A 14,599-nucleotide genomic window follows, 5' to 3' on the forward strand; every position below is an offset into this window, starting at 1 on the left:
TCACCTGAAGACGTGCAGCCGGTTCTTGACGCGGATGACCCAGAGCGCGCCGAGGCAGACGGCCGCGAGCAGGATGAGGCCCTCGAACAGCGGCTGGTAGAGCGGGTTGGCGAGGAGGCCCAGCGCCGAGCCCTCGTCGAAGACGCGGAAGTTGAAGGCGACGGAGCGGAGCACCAGCGCGCCGAAGAGCGATCCGATGGCGCCGCCGATCCCCCCGTACAGCGAGGTGCCCCCGATCACGACGCTGGCGATGGAGTTCAGCGTGTAGGAGCCGGCTTGTGGGATGTCGGCGTTGCCCGACGTCGTCTGCAGCGCGAGGTAGAGGCCGCCGACGCTGGCGAAGAACCCCGACAGCGTGTACGCGGCCAGCTTGACGCGCTTGATGCGGACGCCCGACATGTACGCCGCCTCCTGCGACGCGCCGACGGCGTAAGCGCCGAGGCCGTAGCGGGTGCGGCGGTAGTAGGTCCAGAGCAGCGCGAGCAGCGCCATCCAGATCGCGGGCGACGGGATCTTGCCGACGAAGCCGAGCGCGCCCTCGAGGGGGGCGGCGCCCGCGACCTGCAGCAGCTCGTTGAGATCGAAGGTGGCCGCGAACGCCAGATCGCCGTCGACCTGGCCGCCGGGCGTCGGCCTGAGGAAGAGCGCGACGCCGAGGAAGATCGTGCCCGAGGCCAGGGTGGCGATGATCGGTTGCAGGCGGCCATAGACCACGAGGCAGCCGTTGAGCAGGCCCGCCGCCATGCCCACGGCCAGGCACAGCAGGATGCCCAGGAACATCGTGAGCGCGCTGCCGGCGAGGACGTGCGAGGCCACGCAGTTGACGAGCGTGATCACCGCGCCCACGGACAGATCCAGGCCGCCGGTCAGCACGGGGATCGTCTGGGCCATGGCCGCCGCCACCAGCACAAACGACTCGTTGGCGTTCTGCCCCAGCAGCGGCGCGCTGAAGCCCTTGGGATGGGACAGCGAGTAGAGCCCGTAGAACAAGATGCACAGACCGACGGCCACGAGCAGGCCCTGGTTCTGGCGCAGGCGGAGCTTCCAGTCGTTCATCGTGCCTCCGATGGCGCGCGTTCGTCTTCGCCCTTCGCGCGATCAGGCCCGCCGCGCAGACCGAGGGCCAGGTCCAGGATGTTCTTTTCGGTGATGTCGGGCCCCACGAGCTCGCCCTGCACGCGGTTCCGGTAAAGGACGAGCACGCGGTCACAGCAGCCGATCAGCTCGTCGTAGTCCGTGCTGTAGAAGAGGATGGACGTGCCGGCGTCCGCCAGCTCGCGGAGCAGCTGGTAGATCTCCTGCTTCGTGCCGACGTCGATGCCGCGGGTGGGATCGTTGAGCATCAGCAGCCGCGGCTCCGTCATCAGCCACTTGGCCAGCACGACCTTCTGCTGGTTGCCCCCGGACAGCGACGAGACCGGGTGGTCGATCGAGCCGATCTTGATCTGGATGCGGCGCACCATCTCGTCGATGCGCGCCGCCTCGCGCCGGCGGTCGAGCAAAAGGCCGCTCGTGAACTTGTCGAGCGACGCCAGCGACAGGTTCGTGGCGATGGACATCGGCAACATCAGGCCTTCGGTCTTCCTGTCTTCGGGCACGAGGGCGATGCCGTGCGCGCGGCCCTTGGCCTGGCGCGGGCTCGTCAGCTTGACCGGCTTGCCGTCGATCTTGATCTCGCCGCGCACATCCCTGAGCACACCGAACAAGCCGAGCAACAGCTCGCGCTGGCCCTGGCCGTCGAGCCCGCCGATGCCGAGGATCTCGCCCTCGCCGAGCTTGAACGACACGTCCTCGAGCTGCCGCTCCCAGCTCAGGCCGCTCACCTCGAGCAGCGTCGCCGGGAAGCTGCGGGCCGCCGGCTTCGGCGGGAAGACGTGACCCATGTCGCGGCCGATCATGAGCTCCACGATCTGGTCGTCGCTGCGCTGGCCCTTGGCGAAGGTCTCGATGTGCCGACCGTTGCGGAAGACCGACATCACGTCCGCGAGCTCCTTGATCTCGTGCATGCGGTGCGAGATGTAGAGCATGCCGACGCCCTGAGCCTTGAGCTCGGCGAGGAGCTCGTAGACCTTCTTGACGTCGGTGTTGGTCAGCGCGGAGGTGGCCTCGTCCAGGATCAGCAGCCGCGGGTTCTTGCCGAGCGCCTTCGCGATCTCGACCATCTGGCGGCGCGAGAGCGGCAGGTCGCTCACCCAGGCGTTCGGGTTCACGCCCTCGCAGCCGACGCGCGCCAGGAGCTCCTCGGCCCTGCGGACCTGCGCCTTGCGATCGAAGAGCCCCAGGCGGCTCGTCGGCATGGTGATGCCGATGTTCTCGGCCACGGTCAGCGTCGGCATCAGGGACAGCTCCTGAAAGACGCAGACGATGCCGGCGGCGTTCGCCTCGATCGGGTGGTCGAACCGGACCGGCTTGCCGTGGAGCAAGAGCTCCCCGGCGCTCGGCTTGACCACGCCGCCGATGATCTTGATCAGGGTGCTCTTGCCCGCGCCGTTCTCGCCGAGGATGGCGTGCACCTTCCCCGGCGCGCAGGCGAAGTCGACGCCGCTGAGGGCGGTGACTCCGCCATAGTGCTTGGAGACGGCCCGGAGCTCGAGAAGCGGAGGGCTCACCGGTTCGGTCATGATGCTGGGGCGCCCGCGGGGCGCTACTTCACGTCTGCTTCACGTTTCACGTCTACTTCACGTTTCACGTCTACTTCACGTCGGATTCCGACTCGTTCATGATCTTCACGCCCGAGATGTTGACCCCGCAGGGCGGGAACTCGTTGGGCGTGAAGAAGTTGTCGGAGAGCTGGGAGAAGAAGCTCTCGCCGTCCTTCAGCGTTGTGTGATCGGCGGCGGGGATCGGCACGGAGATCATCTGCGGCAGCACCTTGCCTTGCAGGCCCTCGAGCGCCGCCTTCATCGCGATGGCCGCGAGCCCCGGCGACTGGCCGAGCGACAGGCCCTTCATGCCCTGTTCGTGGTGCTTCGCGATCAGCTTGCGCACGCCGTTCTCGGCCTCCGTGGCGACCGGGATCGGCTTGTGTCCGGCGTCGAGCAGCGCGCGGACAGCGCCCGTCGAGCCGCCCTGCGCGAAGAGCGCGTCGAACTGGCGGTGCACGGCCAGCGCGTCGGCCACCGCCTTCTGCGCCTTGCCGTCGTCCCAGCTGCCCACCACCTCCACGATGGTGTAGCTCTTCCCCGGCGCTTCCATGACCTGGCGGAAGCCGAGGTGGCGGTCGCGATCGACGGAGTTGCCCTGCAGGCCGCGGACCTCGAGCACCTTGCCCTTCCCGCCGAGCTGCTTGTCGAGGAACTCGCCCCACTGGCGCCCCATCGCCAGCTGGTCCTCGTTGACCTGCATCACCTTGTCCGTGTCGAGCACGTTGTCGAACGGAACCAGGACGACGTCCTTCTTGTCGGCGAGCCGGATCACGCGATCGAAGCCGTCGGGGCTGACGGCGAGCGTGACGATGCCGTCGAAGCCCTGGTTGATGAAGTCCTCGATCGCACCGAGCTGGGCCGCGACGTCGGTGCCGGTCGACACCACCTTGAACTCCTTGATCAGCGGCGCGATGGCCGGATCCTTGGCGAAGGCCTTGGCCGTCTTGACCATCTGGATGCGCCAGGCGTTCCCGACGTAGCCGTTGACGAGCGCGAGGCGGAACGGCGGCTTTCGCGCCGTCCACTGCAGATACTTGGTGTCCTGCTTCCACGGCGCGAAGCACTCGGGGTTATAGCCGGGCCCTGGCACGACCTTGGGCCCTTGCCCGCTCGGCGCCTGCGCGGCCGCGACGCTCGGCGCCTGCGCGGCCGCGGCGCTGGCGGAGCCTCCTGCGGCCGGAGCGCTGTCGGGCTTGTCTTTGCAAGCAGACAGACCGGACAGACCAGACAGACCCAAGAGCCCGAGCGCGCAGCTCAACACCGCCGCCGCGCGCCGCGCCGATCCACGTGACTTCAACTGGCCAATCGACATCGTGCCGCTACCTTTCGAGCAAAGAGACGTGGTCGGATAGAGACCTCTACGGCCCATCCCACGTCGTCACGTTCTCGCCCTCACGAACCACGAGGGCAATGTCTGCGTGCCGCCGTCTTGCTCACGGCAAAAGCACTGGGGTACAAACGATTCGCGTTCGGCGAGCGACGGTGTCGCGCGTCATTCCCGGGCACCACGCGGATTTCGCGAGCGCCCTCCAAATTCAATGACGCGATCGGCGACGCTCGTGGGGCCTACCACGAGAGATCTTCTGGTTTCGTGGCCTAGGAAATCCAAACGCGATCCGGAAGTCAAGTTCCTCGTTGTGAACGTTCTCATCTCGTACAGCCACGCTGCACGCGTTGGCTGAATGATGGAACCTCACGCGAATCGCCTTTCTCCTGGAAAAATGGCGCTATATCAAAAGCCTATGTGCCAAAGGAGCTCCGCTCAGCGGCGATGGCGCGACCGAGGAGCCCTATGATGCGTTCCGCGTCATAGACGCAACCACCCCAGCTGCCGCCGCTGGCATCCTGAAGCGCAGCCCACAACCGCGTATCCGGGTTCACTCGGCCGTCGGGTTGAAGGGCTGGATTGGGCGAGCGGGCGGCAAGGCCGCCTGCGTCCACACCCACGACGTCCACCGTCCCCTCCAGCTTGCGCGTGTCGATCCGCAGCCTGATGCGGTCGCCGTCGCGCACGCGGCCGATGGGTCCACCCGCCCACGCCTCCGGGCTGACGTGGCCGATGCACGCCCCGGTGGACACGCCGGAGAAACGACCGTCGGTGACCAGGGCGATACGATGCCCCTCCTTCACGTGCTTGAGGGCCGAGGTGATCTGGTACGTCTCCGGCATCCCGATACCGGGGCCGATGCCGATCAGCACCATCACGTCACCCGGTTGCACGGCGCCCGTCTTGATCGCCTCGATCGCCGCGTCCTCGCTGCCGAACACGCGCGCAGGCCCTTCGTGCAGATAAACGCCGTCCGGTCCGATCGCCTGGGGAGCGATCGCGGTGCTCTTCACGAGCGCTCCCTCGGGCGCGAGGTCGCCGCGCAGGAAGGTCACCGTGCTGGTGAGGCCGCGCTCGCGTGCCTTCCCGGCGGACATGATCACGTCGTCCGGATCGATGCCGTCCAGCTGCCGTAGCTTGTCGCGCAGGCGCCGGCGCCGCTCGCTGCGCTCCCACCACTCGAGGTTCTCGCCCAGGGTCCGGCCGCTGACGGTGCGCGCGCCGAGCCGCAGCAGGCCGAGCTCGCGCAGATGGAGCATGACCTCCGGGACGCCTCCGGCGAGGAAGACCTGAACCGTGGCGTGGTGTTTCGGCCCGTTGGGCAGCACGTCCACGAGCCGCGGAACGAGGGCGTTGATGCGCGCCCAGTCGTCCACCGTGGGGCGCCGAAGCCCGGCCGCGTGGGCGATCGCCGGCACATGGAGCACCAGGTTGGTCGACCCGCCGACGGCGGCATGCAGCACCATGGCGTTGTGGACCGAGTCGTCGGTGACGATGTCCCGCGTGGTCGCTCCACGTCGCTCGAGGGCCATGAGCGCGTGCGCGGAGCGGCGGGCGAGGTCGCGCCAGATCTCGGCGCCCGACGGGCTGAGCGCGCCGTGCGGGAGGGCGAGGCCGAGCGCCTCCGCCACCACCTGGCTCGTCGCGGCCGTGCCCATGAACTGGCAGCCGCCGCCGGGGGAACCGCAGGCGCGGCAGCCCATCTCGGCGGCGTAGTCGAGGCTCACCTCCCCGCGCGCATAACGCGCCGCGAGCGTCTGGACCTTGGCGGTGTCCTCGGCCTCCTCCGCGAGGAGCGTGACGCCTCCCGGCACGAGCACCGTGGGGAGGTCGAGGGTGCCGGCGAGCGCCATCAGCATGGCCGGCAGCCCCTTGTCGCAGGTGGCGACGCCGAGCACGCCTCGGCGGGTGGGCAGCGAGCGTATCAGTCGCCGAAAGACGATCGCGGCGTCGTTGCGGTAAGCGAGGCTGTCGAGCATGCCGACGGTGCCGTTGGTCCGCCCGTCGCACGGATCGCTGACATAGCCGGCGAACGGGATGGCCCCGCCGGCCGTGAACGTGCGGGCTGCCTCCTCCATGAGCAGCCCCACCTCCCAGTGCCCGGTGTGGTACCCGAGCGCGATCGGCGTGCCGTCGGGCGCGCGGATCCCCCCCTGCGTGCTGAGCACGAGGAACTGCTTCCCGTTCAGGCGCGCAGGATCCCACCCCATCCCGGCATTCTGAGTCCAGCCGAACAGCTCGCCGCTGGACATGGCGCGCAGCTGCTCGGGGCCGAGCGGGAGGCGCCCCGACGGTCCGGGCGCGGTCGTGCGCAGGGTGTAGATCGCCTCGCTGCCGGACTCGAATACCGGGTCGTGGCTCATGCGCGGGGTGCGATGGGGTCGCGGGTGGCCCGGCCGTCGACGAGACGCGATATTCCGAGCGGATTCTCGTCGCGCAGCTCCAGCGGGAGCAGCGCGGGCGGGCACGACTGGTAGCAAACGGGGCGCGCGAAGCGGAGGATGGCCGCGGTTCCAACCGACGTGAAGCGCGCGTCGCTGCTCGCTGGATACGGCCCGCCGTGGTGCATGGCGTGCGACACCTCCACGCCGGTCGGGTAGCCATCGAAGACGAGGCGGCCCGCGACCCGGCCGAGGACATCGACGAGGTCCTGGGCGGCGGCGAGGTCGCCGGCGGTCCCGTGAAGCGTGGCGGTGAGCTGGCCGTCGAGCGCGCCGAGGAGCTGGAGCAGCTCTCCGCGGTCCGAAGCGGTGACGAGCAGCGTGTACGGTCCGAAGATCTCGTGCGCGAGGTGCGGCTCCCGCGCGAAGTCGGCGGCGGAGACGCGAGCGACGCGCGCGCCGGCGTCGGTCAGCCACTCCACGCCTCTCAGCTCCCGCACGGAGCGGTCGAACGACGCCTGGATACCGGCGTGCAGCATCACACCCGGCGTGATGGCGCGGGCCCGGTCGGCGACCGACCGCGCGAACGCGTCCCATTCGGGGGAGGCCAGCCCCAGGACAAGGCCGGGCTTGGTGCAGAACTGGCCGACGCCGAGCGTGCACGAGTTGATCAGCCCTTCGGCGATCGCGTCGCGGCGCTCGCGCAGCGCGCCGGGCAGCACGACAAGCGGGTTGATGCTGCTCATCTCGGCAAAGACGGGGATGGGCCGCGGGCGGGCGGCGGCGGCGTCCCAGAGGGCGCGGCCCGCGCGGGTGGACCCGGTGAAGCCCACCGCCTGGATGGCCTCGTGGCGCACCAGCGCGAGCGAGACCTCGGGCGAGGCGCCGTGCACCATGCCGAACACGCCCGCGGGCAGGCCCGCCTTCTGCACGGCGGAGCGCAGGGCCGAGGCCGCGAGCTCGGAGGTACCGGGGTGCGCCGGGTGGGCCTTGACCACGACCGGGTTGCCCGCGGCGAGGGCGGAGGCGGTGTCGCCGCCGGCCACGGAGAACGCGAGGGGGAAATTGCTCGCGCCGAAGACGGCGACCGGACCGAGCGGCCGCAGCATGCGGCGCACGTCGGGGCGCGGGAGCGGCTTGCGGTCCGGCAGCGCGGGATCGATCCGGGCATCGACCCAGGAGCCCTCGCGCGCGACGGCGGCGAAGAGGCGCAGCTGGCCGGTGGTGCGGGCGCGTTCGCCTTCGAGGCGGGCGATGGGCAGCCCGGTTTCCCGGTGCGCGGTCTGGATCAGGGGGTCGCCGAGCGCCATGATCTCGTCGGCGGCGGTCTCCAGGAGCCGGGCGCGCATCTCCGGCGCGAGGCCGGCGAGGGCCGGCGCCGCAGCCACGGCGGCGCGGGCGGCGGCGTCGATCTCGTCGGCGGTGGCGTCACGGTAGGCGCCGAGCGTTTCGCCGGTGGCGGCGTTGTGGGCGAGAAATTCCATGGGGCGCCTTGTCAACGTGGAGATACGGGGTTCGCCAGCGTGCCGACGCCGTGGATCGTGATCTCCACGAGATCGTCGGGCTCCAGGGTGAACGAGTCGGGCGGCACGATGCCGGTCCCGGTCATGAGGACGACGCCCGCCGGGAAGCTCAGCTCGCGCGTGAGGTAGGCGACGAGCTCCTCGGGCGAGCGCCGCATGCTCGCGGTCGAGGTCTTCCCCGTGAACACCGCCTCGCCCCGGCGCCGGATCGCGAGATCGATGGAGAGCGCGCGCAGGTTCAGCCCGGGCTCGTCCGCGAGCACGATGGCGGGGCCGAGCGCGCAGCAGCCGTCGTAGACCTTCGCCTGCGGCAGGTAGAGGGGGTTGTCGCCCTCGATGGACCGCGACGAGACGTCGTTGCCGGCCGTGTAGCCGACGATGCGGCCCGCCGCGGAGACGACGAGCGAGAGCTCCGGCTCGGGCACGTTCCAGCTCGAGTCGCGGCGGATGCGCACCGGCGCGCCCGGGCCGACGACAAGGCGGGGCGTCGCCTTGAAGAACAGCTCGGGGCGCTCGGCCTCGTACACGCGGTCGTAGAAGTCGCCGCCGCCGGCGCTCTCCTCTTTGCGCGCGGCGCGCGAGCGCTCGTAGGTGACGCCCGCCGCCCAGACTTCCTGCCCGTCGATCGGGGCGAGCAGCGGGACGTCGGGCGGGAGGGGGTGGGCCGCGGCGCGCGCGCGCGCGTCGCGCACCGCGCCGAGGGGATCCGGCAAGGCGAGCCACGAGGCGACGGACGCGAACGCCTCCGGGGATGCCGCCGTGAGGTCGTGGCGCGCTCCCCGCTCGTCCTCGAGCCCGAGCCGAGGACCGCCACCGCTCGCAAACCGAAACAGCTTCATGTCCGCACCTTCCTACAGGGTCGCCCTGTCGATCGCGATGCCAGGGCCGCGCCGCTCTGCGCGTCCACCCACGCACTCTCGATGCAATCCTGGAATCGCGTCAACACTTCTCTGGCCGGCGCTGAGCTTCGCCCTCGTCGGCGCTGCCTACCTGGCGCGGCAGCCCGCCCTTCCAGGAAAGCGGGTCGACGGCGCGCTGGCGTGGTGGGCCTGCCTGCCGTTCGCGCCGTCCGGCCATGGTCGCTCGGCGACGATCGCGGCAGCCCTGCTGTTGAACCGGGGGCTCGCGGCGAGCGTGAGCGAGGCGGAGGCCCAGCTCCGGCTCAGGCGGCCCGGGATCCGGCTGAACGCCGCGCAGCGGCGATCTCTGGAGGGAATGCTGACTCGACGTGAGGGAGAGTGACCCTGTTCGCAGGGTCGCCTCGCTCGGGGGAGCCCGGTGCACGCGAAGCGCTGCCGCGACGAAGACTCATGGGACGAGATGCCATGAGCCTTCGTTGTTGATGCAATCTATTTGCATTAACGGCGGGGCCGAAGTAATGGTGTTGCATCCAGCAGGTCAGCGATCCGCCGCCGCTGCCGCGGAGCGCGGCCTGAGGCCGAACGGCGACAAGGAGGGCACCTCATGCGCGATGTCATCAAGCTCGTCTCGTCTGCGGGGACGGGTCACTGCTACTACACGACGAAGAACAAACGGACGATGACGGAGAAGATGCAGATGAAGAAGTACGATCCGATCGCCCGCAAACATGTGGTCTTCACGGAAGGGAAGATCTCGAAGGGAGGAGGCAAGTAGTCGCGACTCCACAGCTCGCGGCCATGCAGCCAGCGTGGCCGCGCCGCGCAGCAGCGCGCCCCGCCGAGGCCGCGTCAGCCGGCCTGCAGGGAGCGTCTCAGGACAGGAGCTGCGCCGGCCCGGCCTCGCGCTCCTGTTCATCCGGCTCACCCGCGTCCTCCCACGCCGGGAAGGGATCCTGGAACCGGCTCCAGGCGGCAGGCCCCGCGGCCATCTCCTCCGGCGTGAGCAAGCAGGCGTCGAGCCCGCGCGTGAGCTCCTCTCGGACCATGTCGACGCCGATGAACACGATCTCCTGCCGCCGGTCCCCCCAGACCGGATGCCACGCGGCGGCCGGCCGGTCGTCCTCCGGCCGCTCCTCCTCCGGCAAGGCGGCGTACCAGAGCCCGGCCGCCTCGAACGAGGCGGCGCCGCCCGCCTGCGACCAGGCGCCTGTGATGTCCATGCGCGTCGCCAGCCAGAAGAACCCCTTGGAGCGGAGCACTCCATCCCAGGCGGCCGCCCCGTGGAGGAAGGCCCAGAGCCGCTCCGGGTGCATCGGGCGCTCCGCGGAGTAGACGAAGCTCTCGATCCCGTACTCCTCGGTCTCGGGGACGTGCTCTCCGCGAAGCTCCCGCATCCAGCCGGGCGAGCGCGCCGCCTCCTCGAAATCGAAGCGCCCGGTGCCGAGGATCTCCCGAGGATCGACACGGCCGCGGCAGGCCCTGAGGATCCGGGCGCCGGGGTTCAGGTGCAGCAGCATCGCCGTGAGCCGCTCGACCTCGTCATCGCTCACGAGATCCGTCTTGTTGAGCACGAGCACGTTCGCGAACTCGATCTGCTCGACGAGCAGATCCGCGACCGTGCGCTCGTCGTCGCCGTCCAGCGCGGCCTCGCGCGCGCGCAGGTCGTCGGCGCTCGTCCAGTCGGCGAGGAACCGCTGCGCGTCGACGACGGTGACCAGCGTGTCGAGCCGGGCGACCTCCGAGAGGCGCTTGCCCGTCGCCGGATCGTCGAAGGTGAACGTCTCGGCGACCGGGAGCGGCTCCGAGATGCCCGTCGACTCGATCAGCAGGTAGTCGAAGCGCCCCTCGGCCGCCAGGCGAGCCACCTCGACCAGGAGATCCTCCCGGAGCGTGCAGCAGATGCAGCCGTTCGACATCTCGACGAGCCGCTCCTCCACGCGGCGCAGCGCCGCGCCCCCGCCCCGCACGAGCGCGGCGTCGACGTTGACCTCGCTCATGTCGTTGACGATCACCGCGACGCGCAGCGAATCGCGGTTCGCGAGGACATGGTTCAGCAGCGTGGTCTTGCCGGCGCCCAGGAAGCCGGACAGCACGGTCACAGGAAGCTTTTGCGTCACGTCGAGATCCTCTCTCGCCAGCGCCGGCGCGCTCCAGCGCATGCGGGTACGCCTGCCGCACGCGCGGCGTGCGGTGAACGAGGTGCATCCGCGGCCGCGGCGCGATCGGCCGGGCCCCGGTCTGGCGTGCGCTCGCTTTAAAGCAACTTGATTGCATTTACAATAAAATATCTTTTGTGACCGGGCGCACGCCGGACACCCCGCGCGCGGGCCGCCGTGCCGCCTGGCCGCTCGCCTCGACGGGCGCCGGCTCGGCGCTACGGTAGCCGCGTGGCCGCGACAGGCTCCCCGACGGCCCAGCGCGCCGCCCCCGCGGCGCGGGAGTGGGCCGTGCTGGCGGGGCAGGTCTGGCGGCTCGCCTGGCCCGCGATCACGCACATGCTGCTCCTGACGCTGGTCTTCCTCGTCGGGCGCGGCATGGTCGGTCGCTACTCCACGACCGCGCTCGCCTCGATGCAGATCTGCGGGACGCTCACGTGGACCATCGTCTCCGTCTTCAGCGCCACCTCCGCCGGCACGCTCGCCGTCGTCGCGCGCAGCGTGGGCGGCGGCGATCGCGCCGCGGCCGCCGCCGCGGCGCGCGCCTCGCTCCTCTTCGCGCTCGCCCTCGGGGCGGCGATCGCGCTGCCGCTGCTCGTCGCCTGCGGCCCGCTGCTCCGCGCGCTCTTCCCGCACGCCGGCGGGGCGGTCATCGAGCAGGCGGCCGCGTACCTCGGGATCGTGCTGCCGGCGCTCCCGTTCGCGTTCGTCGAGGCCACCGCCGCGGCGGCGCTGCAGGGCGTCGGCGACACGAGGACGCCGCTCGCCGTGGCCACCCTCGGCAACCTCGTCAACGTGGCGATCAGCGCCGTCCTGATCTTCGGCCACCTCGGGCTGCCCGCGCTCGGCGTGCGCGGCGCGGCCGTCGGCGTCGCGTGCACCATGGCGACCGAGGCGCTGCTGCTCACCGCGGCGCTCCTGTCGCGATCGAGCCCGCTGCCCCTCCGGTCAGCGCCGGGCGCCGCCCCGCGGGTGAACGCCGCGGCGCTCGCGCGGGTCCTCCGGGTCGCGCTGCCGGCGTTCGCCGAGCGCTCCGCCTACCACGCCGGCTACATGGGGTTCGTCGCGATCATCGGGCTGCTCGGCGCCACAGCGATGGCCGCGAACCAGGCGCTCATCGCCGTCGAGTCGGTCTGCTTCCTCTCCGCCGAAGGGTTCGGCATCGCCGCCGGGGCGCTCATGGCGCAGCGCCTCGGCGCGCGCAGCCCCCGCGACGCGGCGCGCGTGGGGCTCGTCGCGGCCCTCATGGCCATCGTCGCCCTCTCCGCGTTCGGCGTCCTGTTCGCGCTCGTTCCGCGCCCGCTCCTGCTCGCGTTCTCCAGCGACCCCGCGCTCCTCGCCCTCGGAGAGCGCGCGCTCCCCGTGGCCGCCGTGGCGCAGCCGTTCATGGCGTTCGCCACGGTCATGGGGATGGGGCTCCGCGGCGCCGGCGACACCCGGACCGTGCTCGCCGTCACGCTGGTCTGCTCGCTGCTCGTCCGGCTCGGCGGGACATGGCTGTTCGCGGTGACCCTCGGCCACGGGCTCGTCGGCGTCTGGATGGGGAGCACCGCCGACTGGATCTGCCGCAGCGCGCTCCTCGCCGTCGCCTTCGCGCGCGGCCGCTGGAAGTCCCTCGCCGTCTGAGCCGCGCCCGGGCGCCGCCCCGCGCCCCAGCGGCTCAGGCCCGCTTCCGCCTGTCCGGGCGCAGCACGCCGAGGAGGATCACGTCGATGACGTGAGCGAGCTGGGCCTCGTCCACGACCGTGCGGTCCGCCAGCATCCGGTGCCGGAGATAGGCCGCGAGCAGCTCGCACGGCAGCAGCGGATCCGCGCTCGGCGCGAGCTCGCCGCGCGCGACCGCGGCCTCGATGATGGCCCGGAGCCCTGCCTCCTGGACCGCGCGCAGCGAGCGGGCGATGGTGATGAGCTCCGAGTCGGGCCCCTCCGACAGGAACACGTGAAAGAGGCTCTGCCCCACCGGCGACGTCTGGATCTCGATGATCGCGCGCCCGAGCGCGACGAGATCTCCACGGAGCGAGCCCGTGTTCGGCGGGATGATCTTCTCGTCCGTGACCGACAGGAGCGCGGCCCGCACGAGGTCCTCCTTCGTCGGCCAGCGCCGGTAGACGGTGGTCTTGTTGACCCCCGCGCGCGTCGCCACGTCCTCGATCCGGAGCGCGCGATACCCCGCGCTGGCGAGCTCCTCCAGCGTGGCGGCGAGGATGCCCCGCACGACAGGCTCGCCGCGCACGAGCGCGCGCGCCTTCGCGGAGCCCCGCTTCGCCGTGCGCTTCGCCGTCGTCGCCTGCATCGGCCGCCATTGAAGTTCCGCCGCGCGGCACACGCCAGCCCAATTTCACGGCGTGGCCGGCTATCGCACCCTTTCGTTGCGATCATCGCAACCGGTGGTTGCGGTCGGCTTCGGCCGTGTTATACCCATCGCAACTGTCGGTTGCGATCGCCTGGGCGCCGGCGCGCCCGGGCGGCAAGGCCGGAGGCTGGGCGACGGGGGAACGAGCGGACGGCGCAGCGCACCGGCGCGTGCGCCGACGCGCGCGGCGCCGTGCTCCGCCGAGGGCCGTGCTCCGCCCGCATCAGGCCGCTCCGCGACCGACGCTGCCCCGAGGGACCCTTGAGCCACACCACGACGAAAGGCCGCGCCCGAAGCCTCCTCCTGCTCCTCGCGCTCGCCGCCGCAGCGGCGGGCTGCGGGACCAGGGCCAGCGCCTCCACCGCCGCCGAGACGAACGGGCCCAAGGCCCGCGTCGAGACAGCGGAGGTGCGCGAGCAGCCCATGCCGCGCAGCATCGCGCTCACCGGCACGCTGCGCGGCGATCGGGAGACCGATCTCGCCGCCAACGCGGTCGGCCGCGTGGTCGAGACGTTCGTCGAGCGCGGCGCCGAGGTGAAGAAGGGCGACCTGCTCGCGCGCCTCGACGTCCGCGCCGCCGCGCTCTCCGCCGCGGAGGCGCAGGCGAACGCCGCGCTGACCCGCGCCCAGGAAGAGACGGCGAAGCGCGAGTGCGAGCGCTACAGGGCGCTGCTCGAGAGCGGCGCGATCTCCGGCGTCGAGCACGACCGGATCGCCGACCAGTGCCGGAGCGCCCCGCTCTCGGTCGCGGCCGCCTCCGCCCGCGCCCGCGCCGCCGCGCAGAGCGTCGGCGACGGCCAGATCCGCGCGCCGTTCGACGGGGTGGTCGCCGAGCGCTTCGTCGACGTCGGCGAGTACGTCCGCCAGGACTCCCGGGTCGTCGCGCTCGTCTCGAAGGGCGCGCCGCGCCTCCGGTTCACCGTGCCCGAGGCGAGCCTCGCGGCCGTCAAGGCCGGCGGCGCGCTGACGTTCACCGTGCCGGCGTACCCGGGGCGGTCGTTCGCGGGCACGGTGCGCTGGGTAGGCGCCGCGGTCCGCGAGACCACGCGCGATCTCGTCGCCGAGGCCGAGGTGCAGGACCCCGACGGCGCGCTGCGGCCGGGCATGTTCGCGTCCGTCGCGCTCGCCACGGCCGAAGCGCCTGGCCCGGTGGTGCCGAGATCCGCCATCGTCCCGCGGGACGGGCGCGCGCACCTGTTCGCCGTCGTCGACCATAGGCTCGAGGAGCGCGTCGTGCAGACCGGCGTGGAGAAGGGCGACGCCGTGGCCGTCCTCCGCGGCGTCCGCGCAGGGGAAGAGATCGTCATCAACCCGTCCGAGGCGCTCCAGAACGGCCAAGCCGTGGAGTGAGGTC

General features: G+C 71.4%; 12 protein-coding genes. 4 read left to right on the plus strand and 8 right to left on the minus strand.

Features of this window, described 5'->3' with window-relative positions:
* The 6 genes from WME82_RS44680 to WME82_RS44705 all read right to left on the minus strand — a co-directional run bounded on the left by WME82_RS44680 (position 1) and on the right by WME82_RS44705 (position 8,715).
* Positions 1-1,056, minus strand: coding sequence for an ABC transporter permease (locus WME82_RS44680; protein WP_438040302.1), 1,056 nt, complete (start codon positions 1,054-1,056; stop codon positions 1-3).
* Positions 1,053-2,621 carry a sugar ABC transporter ATP-binding protein gene (locus WME82_RS44685; protein ID WP_438040303.1) on the minus strand — a complete coding sequence of 523 codons (1,569 nt, stop codon included), beginning with the start codon at positions 2,619-2,621 and terminating at the stop codon, positions 1,053-1,055. Before WME82_RS44685 ends, WME82_RS44680 begins: the two co-directional genes overlap by 4 nt.
* Positions 2,622-2,691: 70 nt before the next feature.
* Positions 2,692-3,942 (minus strand): sugar ABC transporter substrate-binding protein, encoded by a 1,251-nt coding sequence (locus tag WME82_RS44690; RefSeq protein WP_438040304.1) that lies wholly within the window; start codon positions 3,940-3,942, stop codon positions 2,692-2,694.
* 443 nt (positions 3,943-4,385) lie between these two features.
* Positions 4,386-6,335 (minus strand): YjhG/YagF family D-xylonate dehydratase, encoded by a 1,950-nt coding sequence (locus tag WME82_RS44695; protein ID WP_438040305.1) that lies wholly within the window; start codon positions 6,333-6,335, stop codon positions 4,386-4,388.
* Positions 6,332-7,837 carry an aldehyde dehydrogenase (NADP(+)) gene (locus WME82_RS44700; protein ID WP_437854481.1) on the minus strand — a complete coding sequence of 502 codons (1,506 nt, stop codon included), beginning with the start codon at positions 7,835-7,837 and terminating at the stop codon, positions 6,332-6,334. Before WME82_RS44700 ends, WME82_RS44695 begins: the two co-directional genes overlap by 4 nt.
* An 11-nt stretch (positions 7,838-7,848) precedes the next feature.
* A complete protein-coding gene (locus WME82_RS44705) occupies positions 7,849-8,715 on the minus strand; it encodes a fumarylacetoacetate hydrolase family protein (RefSeq protein WP_438040306.1) in 867 nt (288 codons plus the stop codon).
* On the opposite strand from WME82_RS44705, the gene WME82_RS44710 reads away from it, so the two are divergent.
* Both WME82_RS44710 and rpmG read left to right on the plus strand, forming a co-directional pair.
* On the plus strand, positions 8,714-9,118 hold the full coding sequence (locus WME82_RS44710) for a hypothetical protein (protein WP_438040307.1): 405 nt from the start codon (positions 8,714-8,716) through the stop codon (positions 9,116-9,118). The genes WME82_RS44705 and WME82_RS44710 overlap by 2 nt on opposite strands.
* 222 nt (positions 9,119-9,340) lie before the next feature.
* Complete coding sequence (rpmG, locus tag WME82_RS44715; protein WP_437742503.1) at positions 9,341-9,511, plus strand: 50S ribosomal protein L33; 171 nt, start codon at positions 9,341-9,343, stop codon at positions 9,509-9,511.
* A 97-nt stretch (positions 9,512-9,608) separates the two neighbouring features.
* Here the strand turns inward: rpmG and zigA are convergent, their stop codons facing one another.
* A complete protein-coding gene (gene zigA, locus WME82_RS44720) occupies positions 9,609-10,895 on the minus strand; it encodes a zinc metallochaperone GTPase ZigA (protein WP_438040308.1) in 1,287 nt (428 codons plus the stop codon).
* A 228-nt stretch (positions 10,896-11,123) separates the two neighbouring features.
* Between zigA and WME82_RS44725 the strand changes: the two genes are divergently transcribed.
* On the plus strand, positions 11,124-12,518 hold the full coding sequence (locus tag WME82_RS44725) for an MATE family efflux transporter (RefSeq protein ID WP_438040309.1): 1,395 nt from the start codon (positions 11,124-11,126) through the stop codon (positions 12,516-12,518).
* Between the two features lie 34 nt (positions 12,519-12,552).
* Here the strand turns inward: WME82_RS44725 and WME82_RS44730 are convergent, their stop codons facing one another.
* Positions 12,553-13,185 carry a TetR/AcrR family transcriptional regulator gene (locus WME82_RS44730; RefSeq protein ID WP_437742515.1) on the minus strand — a complete coding sequence of 211 codons (633 nt, stop codon included), beginning with the start codon at positions 13,183-13,185 and terminating at the stop codon, positions 12,553-12,555.
* 321 nt (positions 13,186-13,506) lie between these two features.
* Between WME82_RS44730 and WME82_RS44735 the strand changes: the two genes are divergently transcribed.
* The gene (locus WME82_RS44735; protein WP_438040310.1) at positions 13,507-14,595 is read left to right on the plus strand and encodes an efflux RND transporter periplasmic adaptor subunit; all 1,089 of its coding nucleotides are present in this window, start codon (positions 13,507-13,509) and stop codon (positions 14,593-14,595) included.
* The last annotated feature ends 4 nt before the right edge of the window (positions 14,596-14,599 follow it).

Origin of the sequence: Sorangium sp. So ce128 (assembly GCF_051525245.1) — a bacterium.
GTDB classification, from domain to species: Bacteria; Myxococcota_A; Polyangia; order Polyangiales; family Polyangiaceae; genus Sorangium; species Sorangium cellulosum_B.

Excerpts from the sequence above, each read along its gene's own strand:
- WME82_RS44710 (WP_438040307.1), top strand. The coding sequence starts at position 8,714 with ATGTCCGCACCTTCCTACAGGGTCGCCCTGTCGATCGCGATGCCAGGG.
- WME82_RS44695 (WP_438040305.1), bottom strand. The coding sequence starts at position 6,335 with ATGAGCCACGACCCGGTATTCGAGTCCGGCAGCGAGGCGATCTACACC.
- WME82_RS44685 (WP_438040303.1), bottom strand. The coding sequence starts at position 2,621 with ATGACCGAACCGGTGAGCCCTCCGCTTCTCGAGCTCCGGGCCGTCTCC.
- zigA (WP_438040308.1), bottom strand. The coding sequence starts at position 10,895 with ATGCGCTGGAGCGCGCCGGCGCTGGCGAGAGAGGATCTCGACGTGACG.
- WME82_RS44730 (WP_437742515.1), bottom strand. The coding sequence starts at position 13,185 with ATGCAGGCGACGACGGCGAAGCGCACGGCGAAGCGGGGCTCCGCGAAG.
- WME82_RS44680 (WP_438040302.1), bottom strand. The coding sequence starts at position 1,056 with ATGAACGACTGGAAGCTCCGCCTGCGCCAGAACCAGGGCCTGCTCGTG.
- WME82_RS44705 (WP_438040306.1), bottom strand. The coding sequence starts at position 8,715 with ATGAAGCTGTTTCGGTTTGCGAGCGGTGGCGGTCCTCGGCTCGGGCTC.
- WME82_RS44700 (WP_437854481.1), bottom strand. The coding sequence starts at position 7,837 with ATGGAATTTCTCGCCCACAACGCCGCCACCGGCGAAACGCTCGGCGCC.
- rpmG (WP_437742503.1), top strand. The coding sequence starts at position 9,341 with ATGCGCGATGTCATCAAGCTCGTCTCGTCTGCGGGGACGGGTCACTGC.